Genomic DNA, 25,716 nt, shown 5'->3' with positions numbered 1-25,716 from the left:
GTCATGCATTTCGGTGAGTCTCACAACCAGATGGGGAAAGATCCGTGCGACTACGAGAGTGACGCGATTTTCAACAGTCTAACGGAGAAGCGAAACAACGTGCAGCCGCGCACCGGCCTATTCGAGGCGTGCGTTCCGTTGCCCAGGATAGTAGGCAATCTCGGGTTTGGGCCCGCGATCGACATGAGTCTGTTCTATAGCCCGGTCGTCAACAATGCTTCCGCCCTTGGCGATGGTTGGTCGTTTGCGTTCACTACATATCACGAGAAGAGCGGAAAGCTGACCCTGCATACAGGGGAGGTGCTTAGCGTTGAATCCAAAAAAGATCTGAAGACTGCATCGGTGATCGTGCGGTGGAAGAGCGATGGGGCAATTGAGGTTGAATACAAGGATGGTCGGGTAGAGACGCTCCGGTCGCAGCCCAAAAGCGGCATATGGGTACCGGTACGATTGACGACCGACGGATGCCGCTACGTTGCGCTGTCCTGGATAGTCGTTCCCCAGGGGGTTGACTACGCGGTCGAGTATCAGATTCGTCTCACTGGCATCCGTAACGACATGCCTGTGCACGCTGCCGACCCTGCACCTGTCAGGGCGGAAGCGGCTCGCCAACTCGTTTCCTTGGAATACGAGCCGGACTGGGCGCCATCCCTTGTTCTGATTACCTTCTGGTTCGGGTCGGACGATGAGCTTACTTATGTATTGACCATCGAAAACGTTGCGCTTAGGGCAATCACTCCACCTGAGGGGGAGGCGTTCAACTGTGAACTCACCTACATCGATGACGATGTTTGCGGATGGCTTCTCAACAGCATCCGTACGTTCGACGGTCTAACCGAACAGGTGGAGTACGTGCCGGAAACGCGGACGTTCGAAGAGGATTCCAAGTTGAACTATCTGCCATGCGTTAGTCGTTATACGGTTACGCCGCGCGCTGGCGGAAAGCCCATGGTTACAACATATGCCTACAGCCAGAACGAGAAAGATCCCAGCGCGGCATACACCACGACGGTCACAGAGGTGGCGACTTCGGGTGGAAGAAAGACCGTGTACGTGTACGACAGCAGTTACACAATGGTCAGCGAGACAACCACCCGGGGCGTGAGTACGCTCGAAAGGAAGTTTAAATCCACTTCGGTGGGCTTCTACAGCACGAAAAAAAATCAATTTCCGGAGGCTCCAGGACCTTGTTCGGCCAGGACGACAGAGACTTGTTTCTCTCGATCCGGGGTGAGTCGAACGGAGTACTCAAATAGCTATTTCGAAGGATCGACGCTAAAGTTCATTCATTCGAAATGTAATAAAACATACTTCGACTATGCGCCGGAAGGTGACTTTCTCGATGCCTACCTGGTCGAGGAGAGAACGTTGGCCGACGATTATCTGTCTTCGGGCAAGAGTATGCCTGTCGAAGACGACGTGAAGAAATTGAATGCCGACCTAACTATGCGTCAGGTCGGGCGCGAGAGCAGACATTCGGCGGTTGACGGTCTCAATAGAAAAAAGGTGGTCTATGTAAGGACCAAGTTGTGTGCTGGCGACTCAGCCATATGTCAGGAGACTGATTACTTTTCTGATGGGTATCGAAGAGGCCTCGTGAAGCAGGTTGTTCAGGGCCTAGAAGTAGGTTACTCGCTGGGAAGTGACGTTTCATCTACGGCCTACGAATACAGTTTGAATGGAACGTCGATGACGATTACCACGACTTGCAGTCGCGGAGGCGAATCGCGTTCAACCTCCAAGTCCGTAAGCATCCTCAGCGGGCGATGCTTGAGCGAGGTCGATGCGTGTGGGAACACCACTATTTATGCCTTCGACCGTGCGGGGAGGCTATCCAGCCGAACGGCGTGCAAGGGGACGGCGTATAGCGAAGTCACTAATTATACGTATCCGGTTCTCGGTCGCATGGAGATAACTGAAGCTGACGGCCGCAAGCGTGCGGCGGAGTCAGACGGCAGGGACAATATTATCAAGGAAGAAGTCTATGAGGGGGGCGCATGGAACACAGTGTCGTCAGTGGAGTACGACGAATTGGGGCGGAGGGCGACGATAACGTCGTTTGATGCTGCAGGTAAGGTGGCGATTAAAGAAGTATGCTCCTTCGGGTACGACGACTGGAATGAAGAATCACGCCGAACCTACAGCGACGGCCGCGTCGAGTTCGACGAGTTCGATCCTATCTTCCTGGTGCGTGATGAGTGGGAAGGAAAGCAGACAGACAAGCATCGCAAGCGTACGTTCTATCGACCTGACGACCAGGTCGCCTGTATCCGATGGCTTGATGCCGAAGGGCGTGCCTTTATGGGCGAGGCCTATTCGTATAGCGAAGGTAGGTTATCCGGTGTGGTGACGGGTCATGACGACGGGGGCGAAGAAGTAGCTACCGAATACGATGGCCTTGGCCGTGTAACAGCGGTTCGCCGGAGACTTCGTGAAAAATGTCCCATTTCGGCCGCACCCTTCCCGATCACGGGTGGCGGCGACGTGTCAAAGCGCGAGTGGTGGGACGGCGAGCTGAAACCATCGAGCAAGAGGCTTGAGCACATTGTTGCTTATGAATATCGCGCCGGTGACTTTTTAAATCCCGAGCCCGTTTCAGTGGCCTTCTTCGATGCAGGGGAAGATTGGGACCGCTTCAGCGCTGGCAAGTCGATCGACTTTCAGGACACGGGCTTCCCGAAAAGCCCCAATCCAAGTGCCGATTATGTACTCCGGATCAGCGAGCGTGAGCTGGATGTATGGGGACGTGTGACCTCAATCACCCGTGCGGGAGTTCGAGAACGCATGACCTACGAAGGGGTTGCGCCGGCGCCAAGAACCATCACGAGGGCGGACGGGACCCGTTTGACGTATGACTACATCAAGGAGCTTGGATACCGAACGTCTAAGGTTAGCGGTTCAGACGGGAATGGCAGCAAGAGCAGGTCGCTCAGTTACGTCCATGGTGCGACAAGGCAATCGACGGTGAAAGAAGGTGCCACCGAGCTCGCATTCAACCATGACCTGAACGAATGGCCGACGACCGAGAAGGTAACCCTGGCATCGGGTTCTGTGCGCGAAATCCGGGCAGTTCGGTCTCTCGGTGGACGCATTCTTAGCGAGGTCGATGCGACCGGCGGGCAAGTGACCTATACATATAACGCCGCGGGCCAGCGCACGTCGACTCAACGTGGTACCGACATCAAGACTACGCACGCATACAACGCTGCAAGCATGTTGTCGTTGGAGGAAGTCTCCTATGCTGGCGAAAAGGCGCAGGTAGCTTATGCGTACGACGCGATGTACCGCGAGGTTAGCCGTACGTTTACGTTGCCCGGCACCACCGTGTTGACGTTGAAGCGCGAGTACGACGCACGTAGCCGGTTGCTTTCCATGCGTTTGACGAATGGTGTGAAGGAGTTGGCGTCGAAGACGTTTACTTACGATAAGTTTGATCGATTGGGCGGATGCACAACGGCCGGTCTGTGGAAGCCGCTGAATCCCAAGGGGAAGCCGATCGACTCGCAGGCGTTTACTTATGACGGACTCGGTAATGTAGTTATGTGCGTGACCCGCTTCGGCACCGCTACCTGCAGCAGCAAATACAGCTACGATGCGAGCGGATGTCGCCTGGTCGGCGTTACGCATGATCACGACGACTACATGGTCGGTGGCAAGCGGTCCGTGGAGCTTACGTACGACGCATGCGGGCGCTTGACGCGCGATGCGCAGGGCAAGACCTATGATTACGACTGGATGGGGCGGCTGATTCGAGCCGGGTCACGCTATTACACCTATGACGGCATGGACCGGCTGGCAAGTAGCGGAGCGGCGACGGATCAACGTCAACTAGTCTTCGATGGCATGGACCTGCGGGGCGAACACGGCCAGGGGGATGCAGGGCGTTACTTTTACGCAGGTAGTGCGGCCTGCTCAATCCAACGGGTGAAGCTTGGAAGCGTGGATCGCACGTTGTTTGAATTGTGCGATACAGATGGCACGGTACTGGTGACGTACGACCGCACGGCGAAGACATTCAAGCATCATGCTTATACCGCCTATGGCGAGCACAGTTCGGATGAGACAGATTCGCTGTTAGGCTTCCAGGGCGCGTATCGGGACGTGGATGGCGCAACGGATCGCTACCCGCTTGGGCAGGGTTATCGTTGGTATGCGCCCGGTCATATGCAGTTCAATGCCCCCGATAGTGAGAGCCCTTACGGAGTGGGCGGCATGCATCCCTATGGTTACTGCGCAGGGGATCCCATCAACTACCAAGACCCCAGTGGCCATGCCTTCGGTTGGTTGAAGTCTGCACTTCAATGGGCAGGTGATGCGATCAACACAGTGCATTCCTATACCCCTGTAGGAATGCTGATGGCACGGATTCAGCAACGTGGTCCCGATTGGCTGAATAAAACCGTCAAGATTGGAGAGGCGCTTGCCTGGGGTGTCGTGGGCGTCGCAGGCACAGTCTTCACCGGAGGAACCTCGCTCGTGTTGGTGAGTATTGCGGTCACGCTCGCCGTCGCGTCGGCGGGCATCGGGATCGCCGCGATCATCGTGAGCGACAGCGATCCCGCGACGGCCTCGACGTTGAACTGGATAGCGTTCGGCATGAGCGTGGGCTCCGCGGCGGCAGGCTTGCGGGCTGGCCTGGGTAAGGTGGGCGCGCTCACGCGGAATGGGAATCGCTGGACGCAGAGCGTTGCCAAGGACACGACGACAGTTGCGGCTCGCAATGCCGCCAAGACGGCTCGCACCCAGGTACTCTCAGGCGACGTAGGTCGCGCCACCGTAGAGCTGACTCTTGGCTCTTTACCTAGCCTCGGTGAGGATTCGGTTACCAAGAAATCGCAGCCCTCTCGTTCATCGCTGTGGGCGGCAGCTCCAGCCGCGGGCGCAGCGACTTCGGCGAACGCCAGGTTGCTCGTGAGCTTGAAGCCTTATGGCAGCGAGGTCGTCGGGGCAATGATCGACGGAGTTGGCAGTGCCCTAGGCAGCGCAGGTGTTTTCGACGATCAAGCGACCGCCAAGGCTTTAGCTGACGCCGATGGCACGGTTGGCGTCCCCGTACAATCGCTCGGTGGTCAGTACGATCTGGGTACATCGCTTGCTGGGAGGATGCGGAGTCGGACGAGTCGGCTCAGGTTCCGGTAAGGACCATAGGCATGAGTGCCCGCAGCGGTATAGGCTCTTCGCATGAGCCGCACGCTGCTGGCACTCATGGTCTCCGAGGCCGAACCTCTCGTCGGCGACCTGCGTGCGCGCCTCGATCCAGCGGCAAAGAAAGGCCTTGGCGCGCACATCACCCTGGTTTATCCCTTTCTCGACAGCGAACACATCACGCCGGCTATCGAGGAACGATTGCGCACGGTCGCGGCGGTGCGCCAGCCTTTGTCATTCCATCTGGACGCGGTGCGTATGTTTCCGTCCACAGTGTGGCTCGCTCCGTCTCCCGTGGAGGCTATCGCCTCGCTGGCCGCGGCGCTTCGTCTTGCGTTCCCCGAATCGCCGCGCCGGGACCGCGAATTTCCCGACTACGTGCCGCATGTTTCCGTGGCGCGCGATGTGCGCCGTGATCGAGACGCGATCGCGGCTACCGTGCAAGAGCGTTTGCATGCCCACGGCCCTGTGTCCTGCGAGGTGCGGCAGGTGCATGCGATGGAGCGCGGCCCTGACGGCTGGAGAACGCGGCTCGTCGCGGAACTAGGCCGCCACGGGAGTCCGGCCTAAGCGAGGCCGGACCGGCCAAAGAGACGTCGGTGATCCCCGTGGTCGTACCACTGACTGACCGACCCCGGAACGAGCGAGCGAATGTCCAGGCCGGCCGCCTCGAACAGTGTCCAGGTATCGAGCAGGGCGCGGGTGAGGCGAGCAGCGCCGGGATCGTCGGGCGCGTTGTGCCTGGCCCAGTCGAGGGTCTCGACGATGCGCAGCGACCAGTCGTGCAGCAGGTCGGCGCGGGCCATCAGGTGACTCCGCAGCCACGGGCGCAGGCCCTCGTGCAGCGGAAAGCCGTCCACCCCGGCCAATTCGTTCAGGAGAAGGTGCACCCGGTCGTAGGCACCGCGATACCACTCGGTGTGCCCGCCGGCCGCTGTGGGCACGACCAGGGGTGCCATGGCCCGGTCGGCGCGAAAAGCCTCGATCAATGTCCGCTCGATGCGCCGCGCCGTCACGACCCTGTCGGTATCCACGAGCAGGCCGCGGTCGAGATCGAAGAATGTGTAAAAACGGCGATGGAGGGTGCTGAAGCGGGTAAACGGATCGCGCGAGAAGCCGAGTTTGAGCAGATCCTCGTCCTGGCATGGCAATACATAGACGAAGGCCCGGCCTCGGCTGGCGAATCGGGGGTAGGGTGTGTCGTCGGACATGCGGAAAGTATCCGCGGCGCCTGTCTCAGGCATGTGGACGGACCCACGCCGCGCGGTCGCGGGTTAGCCTGGGCAGTGCAATGGGATCGGCCTCCGCCTTGCGCGAACGAAGAAAAACGCGATAGAATCCGTGAATCTTAAGTGGCGTTCACCACGGTCTCGGCCGATGCAGCGCGCTTCAGGAACTTTCTTTTTACAAGAAAGCCTCCTCGTGAGGCTTTTTTGTTGGGCGCACGGAGGCGTTCTGCGGCACTTTGTGAGCGCCATCAAGGCATTGCACAAGCCCGTTGGAGGAAAGTGTCGGGATACATCGGCGACGAAAGGAATGGGCCGTTCGCGCCCTTTTTTTGTTTCTGGCGACTGGAAAAACCGCAGGTAACGTGGATACCAACGCACTTTCACAACGATTCTCCGCCATCGTGGCCGATCTCGGCCTCGAGGTACTGGGTATCGAGTTTCTCCCGTCCGGCGGGCAAAGCACCTTGCGCGTCTATCTCGACGTGCAGGGTGGCGAGCGCGAGGTCACGGTCGACGACTGCGAAGCCGCGAGCCGTGAGTTCTCGGCGTTCCTGGACGTTGAAGACCCGATCCCGGGCAACTATGTACTGGAAGTTTCCTCTCCCGGTATCGACCGCCCCCTGTTCACGGCGGAGCAGTTCGCTCGCGTGCATGGCCAGGAGGTCAAGGTGCTGCTGAAGGCCCCGATCGATGGGCGCCGACGCCTCAAGGGCAACGTCGTCGAAGTCGACGGCGAGCGCATCGTGGTCGAGGGCGAGGCAGGCAGATTCGAATTCGAGCATGCGGACGTCGAAAGCGCCCGCGTGGTTCCCGACTGGGTGGCCCTCGGCTATGCGCCGCAGCCGAAGCCCACGCTGGGCGGAAAGAAACCCAAATAACGTAACGATGGGATGCCACGGGGCATCCTTACGGGAGTAGCGGCAATGAGCAAAGAACTTTTGCTGGTAGTCGACGCGGTCGCCAATGAAAAAGGCGTGCCGCGCGAAGTCATTTTCGAAGCCATGGAAGCGGCGCTGGCCTCGGCCGCCAAGAAGCGCTACCCCGATGAGGATCCCGATATCCGGGTCGAGATCGACCGCAACAGCGGCGACTACGAGACCTTCCGTCGCTGGGAAATCATTGCCGACGACGGCGAGATGGAGGATCCGTCCTACCAGATCCGCCTGATGGACGCGCAGGACGAAGCCGGCGAAGACGAAGTCGCCGAGGTTGGCGGCTGGATCGAACACCAGATCGAGAACGCCGAGTTCGGCCGCATCGCAGCGCAGGCGGCGAAGCAGGTGATCGTGCAGCGCGTTCGCGAAGCCGAGCGCCAGCAGGTGGTCGATGCGTTCCGCGATCGCGTCGGCGAGCTGGTGACCGGCATCGTCAAGCGCGTGGAGCGCGGCAACGTATACCTCGACCTCGGCAGCAACGCCGAAGCCTTCATTCCCCGCGACAAGACGATTCCCCGCGAATCGGCTCGCGTGGGCGACCGCGTGCGCGGTTACCTCTACGAAGTGAAATCGGAAATCCGCGGTCCGCAGCTGTTCGTTTCGCGCAGCGCCCCGGAATTCATGATCGAGCTGTTCAAGCTCGAAGTGCCTGAAGTCGGCCAGGGTCTGGTCGAGATCAAGGGCTGCGCCCGCGATCCGGGCGACCGCGCAAAGATCGCAGTGGTTGCCCACGACAGCCGCACCGATCCCATCGGTGCCTGCATCGGCATGCGCGGTTCGCGCGTGCAGGCGGTGTCGAACGAGCTCAACGGCGAGCGCGTCGACATCATCCTGTGGCACGAGAATCAGGCGCAGTACGTCATCAATGCGATGGCGCCGGCCGAAGTGCAGTCGATCATCATGGATGAAGAAAAGCACTCCATGGACATCGCGGTCGCCGAGGACAAGCTGTCCCAGGCCATCGGCCGCGGCGGCCAGAACGTGCGCCTCGCCAGCAAGCTCACCGGCTGGCAGCTCAACGTCATGACCCAGGATCAGGTCACGGCCAAGACCGAAGCCGAGCAGCAGGCAGCGCTCAACCTGTTCATGGAGCGACTGGAAGTCGATCAGGAAATCGCCGGCATCCTCGTTCAGGAAGGTTTTTCGTCCGTCGAGGAAATCGCCTATGTGCCCAGCGCCGAGCTGCTGGCCATCGAAGGCTTCGACGAGGACATCGTCGAGGAACTTCGTGCCCGCGCTCGCGACTCGCTGCTCACCGAGGCCCTGGCGGTCGAGGAAGGCATCGACGAGAACGGCCCCTCCGCCGAGTTGCTGGAGCTGGACGGCATGGACGAGCCCACTGCCTTCGCGCTGGCGGAGCGCAACGTGAAGACCCTCGACGACCTGGGTGACCTCGCCGTCGACGAACTGATCGATATCGAAGGCATGACGGAGGAACGCGCCTCGCAGCTCATCATGGCTGCGCGCGCTCCGATGATCGCCCGACTGGAGAAGGGTGGCTAAGCGCGAGTCCGGAAGCGCCCTGGAAGGGCGCCTTGTGGGAAGCCGCGAGGTTTCCACCCAGGGATGGAGGCAGCCGTACGGGTCATCGACGGCACGTAAGGTTACGCGCGGGAACGGCGGAGAATAAAGAACGATGTCGGACGTCACTATCAAACAATTGGCCCAGGTCCTGGAAATGCCAGTCGAGAAGCTCCTTGGGCAGCTCGATCAGGCCGGGATGAAATTCAACAATGCGGATCAGGTGATCAGCAGCACCGAAAAGGTGAAGCTGCTCGGTTTCCTGCGTCGCACGCATGGCAAGAACGAGGCCGCACCCGAAGCGGACGACTCGGCCCCGCGCCAGATCACCCTGAAGCGCCGCACCGTCGGCGAACTCAAGGTGAACTCGGGCACGGGCCGTGGCGCCGGTCCGGCCAAGACCGTGAACGTCGAGGTGCGCGCCAAGCGCACCTACGTGAAGCGCAGTGCCATCGCCGAAGACGCATCGCATGACAGCGAACGCGAGGAGGCCGCGCGCAAGCTCGCCGAATCGCAGGCGCAGCGCGAGCACGAAGAAACCCAGCGTCGCGAGGAAGCCGAGCGTCGCCAGCAGGCCGAGGAAGCTCGCCAGCACGCCGAAGCCGAGGCTCGCCGCCAGGAAGAGGCCGCCGCCGAGGCGCGTCGCAAAGCGGAAGAAGCCGCGGCCGAACGCGCGCGCGCCGAAGAAGTCCGTGCCGAGGCTCCGACTGCCGCCGCGCCTGAGGCTCCGGCTCCGGCCGCAGCCGGCGATGACGGCATCGGCCACCAGACCGCCAAGCTCGATACGCGTTCGCTGGGCATGATCCTGCCGCGTATCCACGAGCCGCGTAAGCGTGAGCGCGTGGTATCCAAGCCCGCTCCGGCGCCTGCCCCGGCACCGGCTCCGGCGCCCGCCCCCGTGGCCGCCACGCCGACGGCGCGTCCCGCTCCGTCGGCAGCGCGTCCGGCCCCGGGCTCCGCACCGTCGTCGACGAACGACGCCCGCGGTGCAGCTCGTCCGAAGCACGGTGGTGGCGGCTCGCCCGGTGGTCGCGGTGGCGATCGCGAGCCGGGTGGCAAGCGCTTCGCTGCTGGCGAACTGCACCTGTCCGATGCCGATCGCGCGCGCCGTTCCAGCGGCAATCGTCGCGGCGGCAAGGTCAAGGGTCGCTCCGACATGCAGCGCGGCACGTCCGCTCCGACCGGCCCGCACGGCTTCACGCGTCCCACCGCTGCGGTGGTTCGCGATGTCGTCATCGGTGACAACAACCTCGTCACCGAGCTGGCCCAGAAGATGGCCGTGAAGGGCGCCGAGGTGGTGAAGGCGCTGTTCAAGATGGGCGTCATGGCGACCATCAACCAGACCATCGACCACGACACGGCTGCCCTCGTGGTGGAAGAACTCGGCCACAACCCGGTTCGCGCCACCGACAACGATGCCGAAGCCGCGCTGGCTTCGCATACCCAGAACGTGGAGCTGGAAGGCGATAAGGTCTCGCGTCCGCCGGTCGTCACGATCATGGGTCACGTCGATCACGGCAAGACCTCGTTGCTCGACTACATCCGCCGTACCAAGGTCGCCTCGGGCGAAGCGGGTGGCATCACGCAGCACATCGGTGCGTACCACGTCGAAACCAGCCGTGGCGTGATCACCTTCCTCGACACCCCGGGCCACGCGGCATTCACCTCGATGCGTGCGCGCGGTGCGCAGTCCACGGACATCGTGGTGCTTGTGGTGGCGGCCGACGACGGTGTCATGCCGCAGACCCAGGAAGCCGTGAAGCATGCGCGCGCCGCCAAGGTGCCGCTGATCGTCGCGGTCAACAAGATGGACAAGTCCGACGCCAATCCGGACAACGTGAAGCAGGGCCTCGCGAACCTCGAGGTCATTCCGGAAGACTGGGGCGGCGACACGCAGTTCGTGCCCGTGTCGGCAAAGACCGGCGACGGCGTGGAAGCGCTGCTCGACGCGATCTCGATCCAGGCCGAAGTCATGGAACTCAAGGCCGTGGCCGATGGCCGCGCGTCGGGTGTCGTGATCGAATCCAGCCTCGACCGCGGTCGCGGTCCGGTGGCTACGGTGCTGGTGCAGCAGGGCACGCTGAAGAAGGGCGACTTCGTCGTCTGCGGCATCGAATACGGCCGCATGCGCGCGCTGGTCGACGAAACCGGCAAGCAGGTCAACGAAGCCGGTCCGTCGATTCCGGTGCAGGTGCTGGGTCTGTCCGGCGTGCCGGAGTCGGGTGACGACTTCGTGGCCGTCGAGGACGAGCGCCTGGCACGCCAGGTGGCTGCGGAGCGTCAGCAGAAGCGCCGCGAGAACCGCCTGGTCAGCAAGTCGAACCGCCTGGAAGACATCATGGCCCAGATGGGTCAGGGCGAAGGCCAGCAGACCCTCAACATCCTGGTCAAGGCCGACGTCCAGGGTTCGGTGGAAGCACTGCGCGATTCGCTCACCCAGATCGGCAACGACCTGGTGAAGGTCAACGTGATCTCGTCCGGCGTGGGCGGCATCACCGAGTCGGAAGCTACGCTGGCAGCGGCCTCGAAGGCGCTGATCATCGGCTTCAACGTCCGTGCCGACGCCTCGGCGCGCAAGGTGATCGACACCAACGGGCTGGACGTCCGTTACTTCTCGATCATCTACGATGTCATCGACCAGGTGAAGCAGGCAGCGTCCGGTCTCCTCGGCGTGGAAATCCGCGAAGAGATCATCGGTATCGCGCAGGTCCGCGACGTGTTCCGTTCCTCGAAGTTCGGCGCGGTGGCGGGTTGCATGGTCACCGAGGGCGTCGTCAAGCGCTCCAAGCCGATTCGCGTGCTCCGCGACAACGTGGTGGTGTTCCAGGGCGAACTGGAATCGCTGCGTCGCTTCAAGGAACTGGTGGACGAAGTCCGCAACGGCATGGAATGCGGTATCGCCGTGAAGCAGTACAACGATGTGAAGGTCGGCGATCAGATCGAGTGCTTCGAGCGCATCGAAGTCGCCCGCACGCTGTAAGACAGTGAAGCCGTCAACTGTGAACCTTAAGTAAGAGCCGCCGTCGTCCAGGCGACGACGGCGGCTTACGGTTCACGGTTCGCCATTCACGCCATTTGGAGTTCTCCCCATGCCCTCACGCGACTTCAAACGCACCGACCGCGTATCTGCTGAGCTTCGCCGCGAGATCGGCTTGCTCGTGCATGCCGCTGTGCGCGACCACGCGCTTCCCTCGGTCAGCGTGTCCGACGTGGAAACCACCAAGGATCTGGACTGGGCCACGGTGTGGGTCACCGCGCTGATGCCGGAACAGGCCGTGGAAGCGCTCAAGGCACTCAAGGAACTGGCGCCGGAGTTCCGCCGGGCGCTGTCGCGCTCGATGCGCCTGCGCCGCGTGCCCGAGCTCAAGTTCAAGTACGACGAGTCGGTAGACCAGGGCGAGCGCATCGAACGCCTTCTGCGCGAGAACCCTGTCCCGCCGGCCGACGAAGCGCAGTAACGCACTTCCCCTGCGGTCGCCGTCGCGCCTGCAGGAGCCCGCTTCGTTGTAGGAGCCGCCATGGCGGCGAGGGGCCCTGGTGGGGGCCAGCCTGCTGGCGATGGATTCACCTCACGGCTACACCGCTTCGTTGGCTTTTCGCCACCAGGGTGGCTCCTACCTTCGCTCCGTAGGCATCTCGCCGCCATGGCGGCTCCCACATGTTCCCTCATCTATGCGTCGATCCTTCCGCGACATCCACGGCATCCTCCTCCTCGATAAGCCGCTGGGCCTGAGTTCCAACCAGGCCCTGCAGACGGCGCGTCGTCTCGTGGGCGCTGCCAAGGGTGGTCACACGGGCAGCCTCGATCCGCTGGCCACCGGCCTGTTGCCGCTGTGCTTCGGCGAGGCGACCAAGCTGGCTGGCTGGTTGCTCGGTTCGCGCAAGGCCTACGAGGCCGAAGTCCGCCTCGGTGCCACGACCACCACGGCCGATCTCGAAGGCGAGGTGGTCGAGACGCGCCCTGTGCCGGCGCTCGATACCGCTGCCATCGAGGCTGCCCTGGCGCCCCTGCGCGGGCGGATCGTGCAGGTGCCTCCAGCCTATTCGGCGATCAAGCAGGACGGCGTGCCGCTCTATGTGAAGGCGCGCCGCGGCGAGACGGTGGACGTGCCGTCGCGTGAGGTCGAGGTCTATCGACTCGATGTGCTCGAGCGCACGACCGACACGATCCGTCTTCACGTCGAGTGCGGCTCGGGTACCTACGTGCGTAGCCTGGCCGTGGACCTGGGCGCCAACCTGGGCTGCGGCGCCCACCTCACGGCACTGCGCCGGCTCTGGGTCGAGCCGTTCATGGCGCCCGCCATGATCACCCTCGATCAGCTGAGGGCGGCTGCGGAGGCGGGCCCCGACCCGCTGGACGCGTGCCTGCTGCCCGTCGCGGCCGGTCTGGCGCACGTGCCCCGGGTCGATCTCGACCCCGAGGGCACGCGGGTACTGGGCTTCGGCCAGCCGGTGCCGCTGGGGGAAGGTGCAACGCCAGGCCGCTGCGGCGTCTGGGGCGCCGATGGCCGTCTCATGGCCCTCGGCGACGTGGACGGGGCAGGGGTGCTGAGGGTGCTCAGGGGCCTGAACCTGCCGTCCGTCTGAGCGGGCTTGTTGACGCTACGTGCAGGACGTTACAATTACGTGCTCGTTTAACAGCTTTCATTCAAAAGCGAGGCTTGCGCAACTTCATCGGAGCCCGTTGAGGTTGCGCAAGTCTCGCATCCGCTTTTAAGGAATCGATACACATGTCGCTCACCGTCGAACAGACCAGCCAGATCATCAAAGACTACGGCCGTAAGGAAAATGACACCGGCTCGACCGAAGTCCAGGTCGCCCTGCTGTCCGCCAACATCACCGCGCTGCAGGAGCACTTCGCAGCCCACAAGCAGGACCACCACTCGCGTCGCGGCCTGCTGCAGATGGTCAACAAGCGCAAGTCGCTGCTGGCCTACCTCAAGAAGAGCGATCTCGCTCGCTACCAGTCCCTGATCGAACGCCTCGGCCTGCGCCGCTAAACCACCGGAACAGGACGAGGAGAGATCGAAGTGGCGAAAGTAACCAAGTCATTCCAGTACGGTAGTCACGAAGTCACACTGGAGACGGGCGAAATCGCCCGGCAGGCCTCCGGTGCGGTCATGGTCAGCATGGGCGGCACCGTCGTCCTGGTGACGGTCGTCGCGGCGCCGAAGGCACGCGAAGGCCAGGACTTCTTCCCGCTCACGGTCGACTACATGGAGAAGTTCTACTCCGCGGGTCGCATCCCGGGTGGCTTCTTCAAGCGCGAAGGCCGCCCGACCGAGAAGGAAACGCTCACCTCGCGTCTCATCGATCGCCCGCTCCGTCCGCTCTTCCCGGAAGAGTTCCGCAACGAGATCCAGGTCATCGCGCAGGTCGTGTCGCTGAATCCCGAAGTGGACGGCGACATCCCGGCGCTGATCGGTGCCTCGGCCGCCATGACGCTCGCCGGCGTGCCCTTCAAGGGTCCGATCGGTGCCGCCCGCGTCGGTTATGCCAACGGCCAGTACCTCCTCAACCCGACCGCCACGCAGCTCAAGACCTCGGACCTCGACCTCGTCGTCGCCGGTACCGCCAAGGCTGTGCTGATGGTGGAATCGGAAGCCAAGCTGCTCAGCGAAGACGTCATGCTCGGCGCGGTGGTCTTCGGCCACCAGCAGATGCAGGCCGCCATCGACACGATCAACGCCTTCGTCGCCGAAGCCGGCGCCAAGTCGTTCAAGTGGGAAGCTCCGGCCGCCAAGTCGGCGCTGTACGACGCGGTCAAGGCCGCCGTCGGCACGCGTTTCGCCGAGGCCTTCCAGATCCGCGACAAGCTCGCCCGTCGCGATGTCATCTCCGCGCTGAAGACCGAGGTCAAGGCCTCGCTTGCCGCGCAGGCAGAAGCCAATGGCTGGACCGATGGCGACATCGGCGCTGCCTTCGGTGAAGTCGAGTACCGCACCCTGCGCGACGGCGTGCTGTCGACCAAGGTCCGTATCGACGGCCGTCAGCTCGACGACATCCGCCCGATCTCGGTGCGCGTCGGCGTCCTGCCGCGCACGCACGGCTCGGCGCTGTTCACCCGCGGCGAGACGCAGGCCCTGGTCGTCGCCACGCTCGGCACCACGCGCGACTCGCAGATCATCGATGCGCCGGAAGGCGAGTGGAAGGACACGTTCCTGTTCCACTACAACTTCCCTCCGTTCTCGGTGGGCGAGACCGGCCGCGTCGGCAGCCCGAAGCGTCGTGAAATCGGCCATGGCCGTCTCGCCAAGCGCGGCGTGCAGGCCGTCAAGCCGACGATCGAGGAATTCCCGTACGTCGTCCGCGTCGTCTCGGAAATCACCGAGTCGAACGGTTCGTCGTCGATGGCCTCGGTCTGCGGTTCGTCGCTCGCCATGATGGACGCCGGTGTGCCGCTCAAGGCGCCGGTGGCCGGTATCGCCATGGGCCTGGTGAAGGAAGGCGACGACTTCGTCGTGCTCTCCGACATCCTGGGTGACGAAGACCACCTCGGCGACATGGACTTCAAGGTGGCCGGTACCGCCGATGGCGTGTCCGCGCTGCAGATGGACATCAAGATCGAAGGCATCACCGAAGAGATCATGCGCACCGCACTGGCCCAGGCCAAGCGTGGTCGCGTGCACATCCTCGGCGAGATGGCCAAGGTCATGAGCACGGCACGTTCGGAAATGAGCGAGTTCGCGCCGCGCCTCCTTACGATCAAGATCCATCCGGACAAGATCCGCGAAGTGATCGGCAAGGGTGGCGCCACCATCCGTTCCATCACCGAAGAAACCGGCACCACCATCGACATCACCGACGACGGCAATGTCGTGATCGCCTCGGTCAACCGCGAAGCCGCCGAAGCCGCGCGCAAGCGCATCGAGCAGATCGTTTCGGACGTCGAGCCGGGCCGCATCTACGAGGGCAAGGTCGCCAAGCTGATGGACTTCGGCGCATTCGTCACGATCATGCCGGGCAAGGACGGCCTCGTGCACGTCTCGCAGATCTCCAGCGAGCGCGTCGAGAAGGTCTCGGACAAGCTGAAGGAAGGCGACATCGTCAAGGTCAAGGTGCTCGAAGTCGACAAGCAGGGCCGCATCCGCCTGTCGATGAAGGCCGTTACCGAAGAAGAAAACGCCGCGGGCTGATCCAGCTCAGAAGCGTACGAAGAAACCCGGCATCGCAAGATGCCGGGTTTTTTTTGCGCGTTTCCAGAGAGGATGCGCCGCCGAGGCTCGACACGCTTGCTGTAAACAGAGTCGGCTTTCCGCTTACTTTTTCAGAATTATTCCGAAGACATCGCCGGACGGAGTGCCTATCGTGCCTCCACTTGGTTTTTAAGGCGACGTCGTGCGAATTGTTGTCACAGACAAGTGCGTCAATTCATCATCCACGGCAGAAGACCGATCCAGATTCGGGAAGGCCGTACTGTTAGCCCCGTGGGGCGTGCCTTTGTCGCTGATCCTGGCGCTCGTTTGGGAATCCATAGCGGTTCAGGGTTCTGTCGAGTGCTGTGGTTTGTTTGTTTTGACGCCTTTTATTCTGGTCCTTGGGTTGCCTCTGAGTTACGGCGCTATGGTGGTTCTCGGGCTGCCCTATTTTTTATGGCTCCGCTCGAAAGGATGGCTAACGTGGGTACCCGTTTGTGGCGGGGCTGCATCTATCGGTTCGATCGTTTGGGCCGGTTTCTGGCATCAGAACCTAGAGACGCCGCCTTCTACGCCGACCATTCTCGTCGGTGCCTCTATCGGCCTTGTTGTTGGCGTTCTTTTTAGCCTGACAGCCAAATTGCCTGTCCGATAGCCGACGCCTCAGACTGTTTACCGGACCGCACGTAAGCGTTTACATTCGGGTTCGTTTACGTTTCGGATGGCGCATGAACTTCCTGTCCCGTTCGCTCCCATTCTCGCGCAGGCTTTTTCTTGGTGCTTCCTTGTCGCTGGCGTCGGCTGCCAGTGCAGAGCCTCCAATCGGTCCAACGGTCGTTCCCACGACTAACGCGCAACTGGCCTCGCCCGAGATCGAACGCAAGGTCGATGCGCTGCTGGCGCGGATGACCTTGTCGGAGAAGATCGGCCAGTTGGTGCAATACGGTGCATCGGGTGGTGCCGACGCCGTCGATACCGACGCGGTCGCGGTCAATCCGGAGACGCGCACGCATGTCGACGTGATGGATCTGGCGCGAAAGGGCGAACTGGGATCGATGCTCAACGTGACCGGTGCGGCAAAGACGCGGCGCTTTCAGGAGGCCGCCTTGCGCAGCCGGCTCGGCATTCCCTTGCTGTTCGGTGCCGACATCATCCACGGCTATCGCACGATCTATCCCGTGCCGCTCGGCCTTGCCGCGACCTGGGATCCGCCGCTGGTCGAGGCGCTTTCGCACATGTCTGCTGCGGAAGCCACGACAGCCGGCGTGAAGTGGTTCTACTCGCCGATGGTCGATATCTCGCGCGACGCGCGCTGGGGGCGTTCCACCGAAGGGGCGGGCGAGGATGCCTATCTCGGCTCGGCGATGGCACGCGCCTATGTGCATGGTTACCAGGGCACGAACCTGGCCGATCCACAGAGCGTGGCGGCATCGGTAAAACATTTTGCCGCCTATGGCGCCGCCGAGGCGGGCCGCGAATACAACACGACCGACATGTCGGACATCCGCTTGCGTCAGGTGTATCTGCCGCCGTATCGCGCGGCGGTCGAAGCGGGCGCCGTCACGATGATGAGCGCCTTCAATGCATTGAACGGCGTGCCTGCCACGGCCAATGCGTATCTGATGACGGACATCCTGCGTAAGGAATGGGGCTTCAACGGCTTCGTGGTGAGCGACTTCACCGCCGTCATGGAGCTCACCCAGCATGGCGTGGCGCTGGGCGCCGCCACGGCGACGCGCAAGGCGCTGCAGGCGGGCGTGGAAGTGGACATGATGAGCCACTACTACGACACCCAGATTCCGACGCTGCTGAAGGAAGGCGCCTTGTCCATGGCGACTGTGGACGAAGCCGTGCGACGCGTGCTTCGCGTGAAGTTCGCCCTTGGGCTGTTCGATCATCCCTATCCGAGCGGTGACGAGGTGACCAAGGCCGTGGAAGCGAATCGGCCGCTGGTTCGTCGTGCCGCCGCCGAGTCATTCGTGTTGCTGAAGAATGGCGGCAACGGGACGCTACCGGCGCTGCCGCTCGACGCCCACGTGCGCACACTCGCACTCATCGGCCCCTTGGCCGATGCTGCCGGCGAGATGCAGGGTGCATGGGGCGGGGCACAGCAATTCACTGACGTAGTGACGCTGCGCCATGGCCTGGAGAAGCGCATGCGGGAGCGCGGCGGCAGGCTGCTTTACGCGGAAGGCACGGAGGTGGAGACGGACTCGACGGCGGGCTTCGCCGAAGCGCTCAAGGCGGCAAGCGAGGCCGACGTGGTGGTGATGGCCATGGGTGAGTCCTCGCGCATGAGCGGGGAGGCCGGTTCGCGCGCGTATCTCGATCTCCCTGGCAACCAGCAGCAGTTGCTTGCGCAAGTGGTTGCCACCGGAAAGCCCGTGGTGTTGCTGGTGTTCTCCGGCCGTCCTCTCGTGCTCGACTGGGCCGACCAGCACGTGGCATCGATCATGGAAACCTGGTTCCCCGGCACCGAAGCGGGCAACGCCGTGGCGGACGTGTTGTTCGGCGACGTGGCGCCGAGCGGCAAGCTACCCATGAGCTTTCCGCGCGCGGTCGGTCAGGAGCCGCTTTACTACAACCAGTTCCCAACGGGCCGGCCGCCGGGCGATGCCGACCTCAGCAAGCCGCCGTCGCGCCATACCGCGTTCATCTCGCGCTACATCGACGTGCCGAACGACGCGCTTTACGCTTTCGGACACGGGTTGTCGTACACCACGTTCGGCTATTCGGACGTGCGCGTATCCCGCAGCAGGATTCCCCTAGCCGAGGCGAATCGCGCGGACGCGAAGGACCTCGTGAGCGTGAGCGCCACGGTGACAAATACCGGGCAACGTCCGGGAACAGAGGTCGTGCAGCTTTACCTGCGCAACCTCGGCGCGAGCGTGGAGCAACCGGTACGCAGCCTGCAGGGTTTCGAGCGGGTCTCGTTGCGTCCTGGCGAGTCGCGCCGTGTGACCTTTACCCTCGGCTTCCCCGAGATCGCATTCTGGAATGCGCGCAGCCAGGAGGTCGTCGAGCCCACGCACTACACCGTCTGGGTGGGTGGCAGCTCCCGGGCAACGGCACAGGCCTCGTTCGACATCGCGCCCTGACCAGGGGCGCCCGTCCGTTGGGTGCCGTACCATAGCGCCATGGCAGACGAACCCACCGATTTCATTGCGCAATACCAGGCCTTCGTGCGGCAGGGCGTCGAGGCATGGGCGAAGCAGTTCGACCCGAAGGCCGAACCGGCCGACGCGCCATCGCCGGACATCGTGGGGCGGCTTTTTACCGGTCTCAGCGGCTTCGGCGACTGGCTGCGTTCCGCCACGGGCGATGCGACGCCGCCTGGCCCGTTCCCTGGCGGCATGCCGCCGTTCGGTTATGCGCCGCCACCGGGCGCATCGGGTATGGGCGCTAACGCCGCGTTCGACGATTGGGCGCGCGGTGCGAAAGACATGCTGTCGATGCCGGCCTTCGGCCTCACGCGAGAACAGCAGGAAGAACAGCAGGCACTGTTCCGCGCGTGGATCGACTACACCGAACACTACCAGCGTTATCAGTCGCTCTTGCAGGGCGTTCACGAACGTGCGGCTGCCACGTTGCGCGAACAGGCGCCGCCCGCCGATCCGGAGTCGATGCGCTCGCTCTACGATCGCTGGGTGAACCTCGCCGAGGAGAGCTACGCGGAAGCGGCGCTATCGGACGAGTTCCGCGACGTCTATGCGGCACTGGTGAATGCGCAGATGCGTCTCAAGCTGCTTCAGCAGCGGCAACTGGAGCGTGCCGCCACGCAGGCGGGCCTGCCCACGCGGCGCGAGTTCGACAGCCTCGCCGAGCGCCTGCAGACGGCACGCCGCGAGCTTCGACGCATGCAGGGTCTGGCCGCCGAAGTAGAAGCATTGAAGGCCGAGGTCGCCACGCTCCGCGGGAAGCCGAAGAAGGGCAAGACGCGATGAACGGTTCACCGTTTCTCATCGATCCCGAACGCGCGCAAGCCGAAGTCGAAGCGTTCCGGCGCAAGCTCGAAGCGGGCATGGAGACGCTCAAGCACGTGGGCCCGATCGAGCTGGGCACCACGCCACGCGAAGCGGTCTACCGCGAAGACAAGCTCACCTTGTGGCACTTCAAGGGCGAGAAACCGCCCACCGCGAAGACGCCGCTGCTGATCTGCTATGCGCTGGTCAATACGCCGTGGATGATCGACCTGCAGGACGATCGCTCGATGGTGCGCAACCTTCTGGCACAGGGCGAGGATGTCTATCTGATCGATTGGGGTTATCCCGATGGCGCGGACCGCTGGCTGACGCTGGAGGACTATATCGATGGCTACCTCGATCGCTGCGTGGACGTGGTGCGCCAGCGCCACGCCGTCGATGCGCTGAATCTGCTCGGCATCTGCCAGGGCGGCGTGTTCTCGCTTTGCTACGCCGCGCTGCATCCGCAGAAAGTGCGCAATCTGGTGACGATGGTGACGCCGGTCGATTTCCACACGCCGGACAACATGCTTTCGCATTGGGCACGCCACGTGGACATCGACCTGTTCGTCGATGCCGTGGGCAACGTCCCCGCGGACGTCATGAACTTCGCGTACCTCACCTTGAAGCCGCTGCGCCTCAACCAGCAAAAGTACGTCGGATTGGTGGACATCCTCGACAACCCGAAGGAAGTGGAGAACTTCCTGCGCATGGAGAAGTGGATCTTCGATTCGCCCGATCAGGCCGGCGAAGCCTTTCGTGAATTCGCTCGCGATTTCTTCCAGAAGAATCTGCTGATCAAAGGCGAGGCACGCATCGGCGAACGTGCCGTGGATCTGAAGGCGGTCACCCAGCCCGTGCTCAACATCTACGCCGAGCAGGATCATCTCGTGCCACCCGCGGCGTCGACGCCGCTGGGCGACGTCGTCGGCAGCAGCGACTACACGGCGCTTGCGTTCCCGGGCGGTCACATCGGCATCTACGTGTCCGGGCGTGCGCAGAAGCTGGTGCCTCCCGCTATACACGCGTGGCTCGCCGAGCGATGACCGTACGCCTGGCGAAGATCGTCATGGCGCTTTCGCTGGCCGGCTTTGCCTTGCTGGTGGCCTTCGGCAACCTCGTCGACTACGGCTCGAACTTTGCCTTTGTACGCCACGTGTTGTCGATGGACACCACGTTCCCCGACAACGCCCTGATGGGCCGTGCGATCACCCGTCCCGTCCTGTGGCATGCCGGGTACGCTCTCATCATCGCGGCTGAGGCCGCCACCGGGCTGCTGCTGGTCGTGGGGGCGGCTTCGCTTTGGCGTGCCCGCTACGCAAGCGCGATGGCCTTCCAGGCGGCCAAACGCTGGGTAGTGGCCGGATGCACGCTGGGTTTCGTGCTGTGGTTCTTTGGCTTCATGGCGGTCGGCGGTGAATGGTTCGCCATGTGGCAGTCGAAGGTCTGGAATGGGCAAGAGGCTGCGTTTCGTTTCTACATGGCGTTGCTCGGCGTGCTGGTGTTCGTCAACCAGCCGGATGCCGAGCTGGTCTGACCGCGCGATCCCGGCGCGGGCAGCGGCCGGCATGCGATAATCGCCCGATGAACGCGACCACGTCCCACGACTCCATCCGCGCCGTGCAATGGCATGGCGACCGCCTTCGTCTTCTCGACCAGCGCCGCTTGCCGGCGGAAGAGACCTGGTTCGATTGCACCACTTACCAAGACGTCACCCAGGCCATTCGTGACCTCGCCGTGCGCGGCGCGCCGGCCATCGGTATCGCGGCGGCGTGGGGCGTGGTCCTGGCGGCCAAGGCGGGCGACGATCTGCCGACCGCGATGTCGACGCTGCGTGCCGCGCGTCCTACGGCGGTCAACCTGATGTGGGCGCTGGATCGCATGAATTTGCGTTCGCTCGAGGGCGCCGACGCCGAGGCGCTCGAGCGCGAGGCGCAGGCTATCCAGGACGAAGACCTTGCTGCCAACAGGCATATGGGTGAGTTGGGCGCCGCGTTGATCGAGCCCGGTTCGCACGTGCTCACGCACTGCAATACCGGCTCGCTCGCTACCGCGGGCTACGGCACCGCGTTGGGCGTCATCCGCGCGGGTGTCGCATCCGGCCATATCGAACAGGTCTATGCCGGCGAGACGCGACCCTGGCAGCAGGGCGCGCGCCTCACCATGTGGGAGCTGGTGCGCGATGGCATTCCCGCGCGCCTCATCGCCGATTCCGCCGCGTCGCACCTGATGAAAGACGGCAAGGTGAAGTGGGTCATCGTGGGCGCCGACCGCATCGCAGCCAATGGCGACACGGCCAACAAGATCGGCACGTACCAGCTCGCCATCGCGGCTCGCCACCATGGGGTGAAGTTCATGGTGGTCGCACCGTCCACGACCGTGGACATGGCGACGGCCACCGGCGCGGACATCGAGATCGAGCTGCGCGATGCCGCCGAACTGCTTTCGATGTCCGGCACGCGTACCGTGATCGAGGGCGCGGATGCGTGGAATCCGGTGTTCGACGTGACGCCCGCCGAGCTGATCGACGCCATCGTTACCGAACGCGGCGTGATTCTTAAGCCCGACGAGGAGCAGATGCGGATTCTGTTCCCGTGACGCGACTGCGTCGCGAGGTCGCGCTGTTCGCGATCGGCGGCGTGCTCGGTCTCGTCGTCGACGCGGGTATCGTGCAGGCCCTCGTGGGGCTCGCCGGCTGGAACGTCTACACGGCTCGCATCGTGTCGTTCCTGAGCGCCGCCACCGTCACGTGGTGGTGGAACCGCACGCACACCTTTGCGCACCGGGATTCCGGCCGTGGCCGCCACGCGGAATGGTTGCACTGGATGGCGCTGATGGCCCTCGGCGCGGTCATCAACAACACGGTCTACGTGCTCGCCTTGAAGCTGTTTCCGGGGCTCCATGAGTGGCCCGCCGTGGCCGTCGCTGCCGGTTCGGCAGCAGGCGCCGTCGCGAATTTCGTGCTCGCCCGCACGATGCTTTTCCGCAGGTCGGAAACACCCGTCTAACTCATTGAATTTGCGATCCTTTTAGCTGTCTTTTCCCCGCCTGTTGTGCTACCATCGACGGGTTGAGCCGGGGGCGTCTCGCGCATGCGAAACGCAATGACCGGCGGGGGCATTCACGCACATCCAGGAAGCCGATTGATGGCAGAACTCGCCAAAGAAGTCATCCGCGTCAACATCGAAGACGAGATGCGTCAGAGCTATCTCGACTACGCGATGAGCGTCATCGTCGGCCGTGCGCTGCCCGATGTCCGCGACGGCCTCAAGCCGGTGCATCGCCGTGTATTGTTCGCGATGAACGAACTGGGTAACGCCTGGAACAAGCCGTACAAGAAATCGGCCCGCGTGGTCGGTGACGTGATCGGTAAATACCATCCGCATGGCGATGCGTCGGTCTACGACACCATCGTCCGCATGGCCCAGCCGTTCTCGCTGCGCTACATGCTGGTGGACGGCCAGGGCAACTTCGGTTCGGTGGACGGCGACAATGCCGCCGCCATGCGTTACACCGAGGTGCGCATGGCGCGCCTCACCCATGAATTGATGGCGGACATCGATAAGGAAACCGTCGATTTCGGCCCGAACTACGACGAAAGCGAGCACGAACCGCTGGTGCTTCCGACCCGCGTGCCGACCTTGCTCGTCAACGGTTCGGCGGGCATCGCCGTGGGTATGGCGACCAACATTCCGCCGCACAACATGACCGAGGTCATCAACGCCACGCTCGCGCTCATCGAAGAGCCGTCGCTCGGCATCGATGAACTCATGACCCATATCCCGGGTCCCGATTTCCCCACCGCCGGCATCATCAACGGTTCGTCGGGCATCGTGGAGGCCTATCGCACGGGCCGCGGTCGCATCCTCGTACGCGCACGGGCGGAGATCGAAACGGAAGCCAACGGCCGCGAGACGATCATCGTCCACGAGCTGCCGTACCAGGTGAACAAGGCGCGTCTCATCGAGAAGATCGCTGAGCTGGTCAAGGAAAAGAAGCTCGAAGGCATCAGCGAGCTGCGCGATGAGTCCGACAAGGACGGCATGCGCGTGGTCATCGAGATCCGCCGCGACGCCATGGCCGACGTGGTGTTGAACAATCTGTTCCAGCAGACGCAGTTGCAGGTCACCTTCGGCATCAACATGGTGGCCTTGCTCGACGGCCAGCCGAAGCTGCTGAACCTCAAGGACATCCTCGAGGCATTCATCCGCCATCGCCGCGAGGTGGTCACCCGTCGCACCATCTTCGAGCTGCGCAAGGCACGCCAACGCGCCCATATCCTCGAAGGCCTCACGGTAGCGCTCGCGAACATCGACGAGATGATCGAGCTGATCCGTACGTCCAATTCGTCGGCCGAGGCGCGCGAGCGCATGGTCGCGCGGCGCTGGGAGCCGGGTCTGGTCAAGGCGCTGCTTGCGGCGACCGGTGCTGCCTCGTCGCGTCCGGAAGACATGGACCCGCGTGATGGCCTGCGCGAAGACGGCTACCAGCTGTCCGAAGCCCAGGCCACCGAAATCCTGCAGATGCGCCTGCATCGCCTGACCGGCCTGGAGCAGGAAAAACTCTCCGACGAATACCGGGAGATCCTCGACACGATCCGCGGCCTCATCGAGATCCTCGAGAACCCGGAGCGTCTGCTCGAAGTGATTCGCGAGGAGCTGGAGCAGATCCGCACCGACTACGGCGATGCGCGTCGCACCGAGATCCAGCATTCGCAGGAAGACCTCGACGTCCTCGACCTGATCGCGCCGGAAGACGTGGTGGTCACGCTGTCGCACACCGGCTACATCAAGCGTCAGCCGGCCAGCCTTTACCGCGCGCAGCGTCGCGGCGGCAAGGGGCGCTCGGCGTCCGCGTTGAAGGACGAAGACGTCGTGCAGCAGTTGTGGGTGGTGAACACCCACGACACGCTGCTCACCTTCACCAGCACCGGTCGCGTCTACTGGCTCAAGGTCTACCAGATGCCGGAAGCCGGTCCGGGCGCTCGCGGCAAGCCCATCGTGAACCTGCTGCCGTTGGGCGAGGGCGAAAAGGTCCAGGCCTTGCTGCCCGTGCGTGACTACGATCCCACCTGCTTCGTGTTCTTCGCGACGCGCCGCGGTACGGTCAAGAAAACACCGCTGACCGAGTTCGCGTTCCAGTTGCAGCGAGGCAAGGCCGCCATCAACCTCGACGAGGGCGATGCGTTGGTCGACGTCGCCATGACCGATGGTGAAAGCGACGTGCTGCTCTTCGCGTCGAACGGTAAGTCGGTGCGCTTCGACGAAGGCAGCGTGCGTTCGATGGGACGTACCGCCACGGGCGTGCGCGGCATGCGTCTTGCTAAGGATGCCGAAGTGGTATCGCTCATCGTTGCCGCGGGTGAGGGCGACATCCTCACCGCAACGGCGCGTGGTTACGGCAAGCGCACGGCGCTCGACGAGTTCCCGAAGAAGGGACGCGGCACGCAGGGCGTCATTGCCATCCAGTGCTCGGAACGCAACGGCAACCTCGTCGCCGCCACGCAGGTCACGGAAGAACAGCAGCTTATGCTGATCTCCGACCAGGGTACGCTGGTGCGTACGCGTGTGTCCGAAGTGTCGCAGTTGAGCCGCAACACCCAGGGCGTCACGCTCATCAAGCTGCCCAAGGAAGAGACGCTCATCGGTGTGGTGCGTCTTGCCGCCGAGGAAGAACTCGAAGGGGAGGGCGAAACGCTCGATGGCGAGGTTGCAGCGGACCTGCCGCCGATCGAAAGCGGCCCCGTCGACGGGCCCGAGAGCGAAGACCCGGCCGACGCGTAACGAAA

The 25,716-nt window shown here is 63.2% G+C and carries 17 protein-coding genes; 16 read left to right on the top strand and 1 reads right to left on the bottom strand.

Annotated features, from left to right (window positions below):
• Positions 1 to 3 precede the first annotated feature (3 nt).
• Both IM816_RS10915 and IM816_RS10910 read left to right on the top strand, forming a co-directional pair.
• Positions 4 to 5,139: an RHS repeat domain-containing protein gene (locus tag IM816_RS10915; protein WP_250338105.1), complete on the top strand. Its 5,136-nt coding sequence runs from the start codon at positions 4 to 6 to the stop codon at positions 5,137 to 5,139.
• Between the two features lie 42 nt (positions 5,140 to 5,181).
• Positions 5,182 to 5,715, top strand: a complete 534-nt coding sequence (locus IM816_RS10910) for a 2'-5' RNA ligase family protein (RefSeq protein WP_250338104.1) — start codon at positions 5,182 to 5,184, stop codon at positions 5,713 to 5,715.
• On the opposite strand, the gene IM816_RS10905 is transcribed toward IM816_RS10910, so the two are convergent.
• Complete coding sequence (locus IM816_RS10905; protein WP_250338103.1) at positions 5,712 to 6,356, bottom strand: GIY-YIG nuclease family protein; 645 nt, start codon at positions 6,354 to 6,356, stop codon at positions 5,712 to 5,714. The genes IM816_RS10910 and IM816_RS10905 overlap by 4 nt on opposite strands.
• Before the next feature lie 380 nt (positions 6,357 to 6,736).
• Here IM816_RS10905 and IM816_RS10900 point away from each other — a divergent pair, with 380 nt between their 5' ends.
• From IM816_RS10900 to gyrA, 14 genes are all read left to right on the top strand, one after another.
• A complete protein-coding gene (locus tag IM816_RS10900) occupies positions 6,737 to 7,252 on the top strand; it encodes a ribosome maturation factor RimP (protein ID WP_250338102.1) in 516 nt (171 codons plus the stop codon).
• Positions 7,253 to 7,297: 45 nt separating this feature from the next.
• Positions 7,298 to 8,812, top strand: a complete 1,515-nt coding sequence (nusA, locus tag IM816_RS10895) for a transcription termination factor NusA (RefSeq protein ID WP_072321299.1) — start codon at positions 7,298 to 7,300, stop codon at positions 8,810 to 8,812.
• Positions 8,813 to 8,945: 133 nt separating this feature from the next.
• Entirely contained in the window at positions 8,946 to 11,810 is a 2,865-nt protein-coding gene (gene infB / locus IM816_RS10890) for a translation initiation factor IF-2 (RefSeq protein ID WP_250338101.1), read from the top strand.
• A 109-nt stretch (positions 11,811 to 11,919) separates the two neighbouring features.
• Positions 11,920 to 12,288, top strand: coding sequence for a 30S ribosome-binding factor RbfA (gene rbfA / locus IM816_RS10885; RefSeq protein ID WP_250338100.1), 369 nt, complete (start codon positions 11,920 to 11,922; stop codon positions 12,286 to 12,288).
• A 214-nt stretch (positions 12,289 to 12,502) separates the two neighbouring features.
• Positions 12,503 to 13,417, top strand: a complete 915-nt coding sequence (gene truB, locus IM816_RS10880) for a tRNA pseudouridine(55) synthase TruB (protein WP_250338099.1) — start codon at positions 12,503 to 12,505, stop codon at positions 13,415 to 13,417.
• 143 nt (positions 13,418 to 13,560) lie between these two features.
• The gene (gene rpsO / locus IM816_RS10875) at positions 13,561 to 13,830 is read left to right on the top strand and encodes a 30S ribosomal protein S15 (RefSeq protein WP_072321295.1); all 270 of its coding nucleotides are present in this window, start codon (positions 13,561 to 13,563) and stop codon (positions 13,828 to 13,830) included.
• A gap of 30 nt (positions 13,831 to 13,860) precedes the next feature.
• The gene (gene pnp / locus IM816_RS10870; protein ID WP_250338098.1) at positions 13,861 to 15,966 is read left to right on the top strand and encodes a polyribonucleotide nucleotidyltransferase; all 2,106 of its coding nucleotides are present in this window, start codon (positions 13,861 to 13,863) and stop codon (positions 15,964 to 15,966) included.
• Positions 15,967 to 16,694: 728 nt separating this feature from the next.
• Positions 16,695 to 19,064: a beta-glucosidase BglX gene (gene bglX, locus IM816_RS10865; protein ID WP_250338097.1), complete on the top strand. Its 2,370-nt coding sequence runs from the start codon at positions 16,695 to 16,697 to the stop codon at positions 19,062 to 19,064.
• 39 nt (positions 19,065 to 19,103) lie between these two features.
• A complete protein-coding gene (locus IM816_RS10860; protein WP_250338096.1) occupies positions 19,104 to 19,910 on the top strand; it encodes a poly(R)-hydroxyalkanoic acid synthase subunit PhaE in 807 nt (268 codons plus the stop codon).
• Entirely contained in the window at positions 19,907 to 20,974 is a 1,068-nt protein-coding gene (locus tag IM816_RS10855; protein WP_250338095.1) for a class III poly(R)-hydroxyalkanoic acid synthase subunit PhaC, read from the top strand. The genes IM816_RS10860 and IM816_RS10855 overlap by 4 nt, the downstream gene beginning before the upstream one ends.
• Positions 20,971 to 21,465: a DUF2165 family protein gene (locus IM816_RS10850; RefSeq protein WP_250338094.1), complete on the top strand. Its 495-nt coding sequence runs from the start codon at positions 20,971 to 20,973 to the stop codon at positions 21,463 to 21,465. The genes IM816_RS10855 and IM816_RS10850 overlap by 4 nt, the downstream gene beginning before the upstream one ends.
• Before the next feature lie 47 nt (positions 21,466 to 21,512).
• A complete protein-coding gene (gene mtnA / locus IM816_RS10845) occupies positions 21,513 to 22,526 on the top strand; it encodes an S-methyl-5-thioribose-1-phosphate isomerase (RefSeq protein ID WP_072321290.1) in 1,014 nt (337 codons plus the stop codon).
• Positions 22,523 to 22,936 carry a GtrA family protein gene (locus IM816_RS10840; protein WP_250338093.1) on the top strand — a complete coding sequence of 138 codons (414 nt, stop codon included), beginning with the start codon at positions 22,523 to 22,525 and terminating at the stop codon, positions 22,934 to 22,936. Before mtnA ends, IM816_RS10840 begins: the two co-directional genes overlap by 4 nt.
• A 138-nt stretch (positions 22,937 to 23,074) precedes the next feature.
• A complete protein-coding gene (gene gyrA, locus IM816_RS10835) occupies positions 23,075 to 25,711 on the top strand; it encodes a DNA gyrase subunit A (RefSeq protein ID WP_250338092.1) in 2,637 nt (878 codons plus the stop codon).
• The last annotated feature ends 5 nt before the right edge of the window (positions 25,712 to 25,716 follow it).

Origin of the sequence: Luteibacter flocculans (genome assembly GCF_023612255.1) — a bacterium.
Lineage (GTDB): Bacteria > Pseudomonadota > Gammaproteobacteria > Xanthomonadales > Rhodanobacteraceae > Luteibacter > Luteibacter flocculans.
Note: the sequence above shows the minus strand (reverse complement) of the source record. Positions and strands in the feature narration are given on the sequence as shown.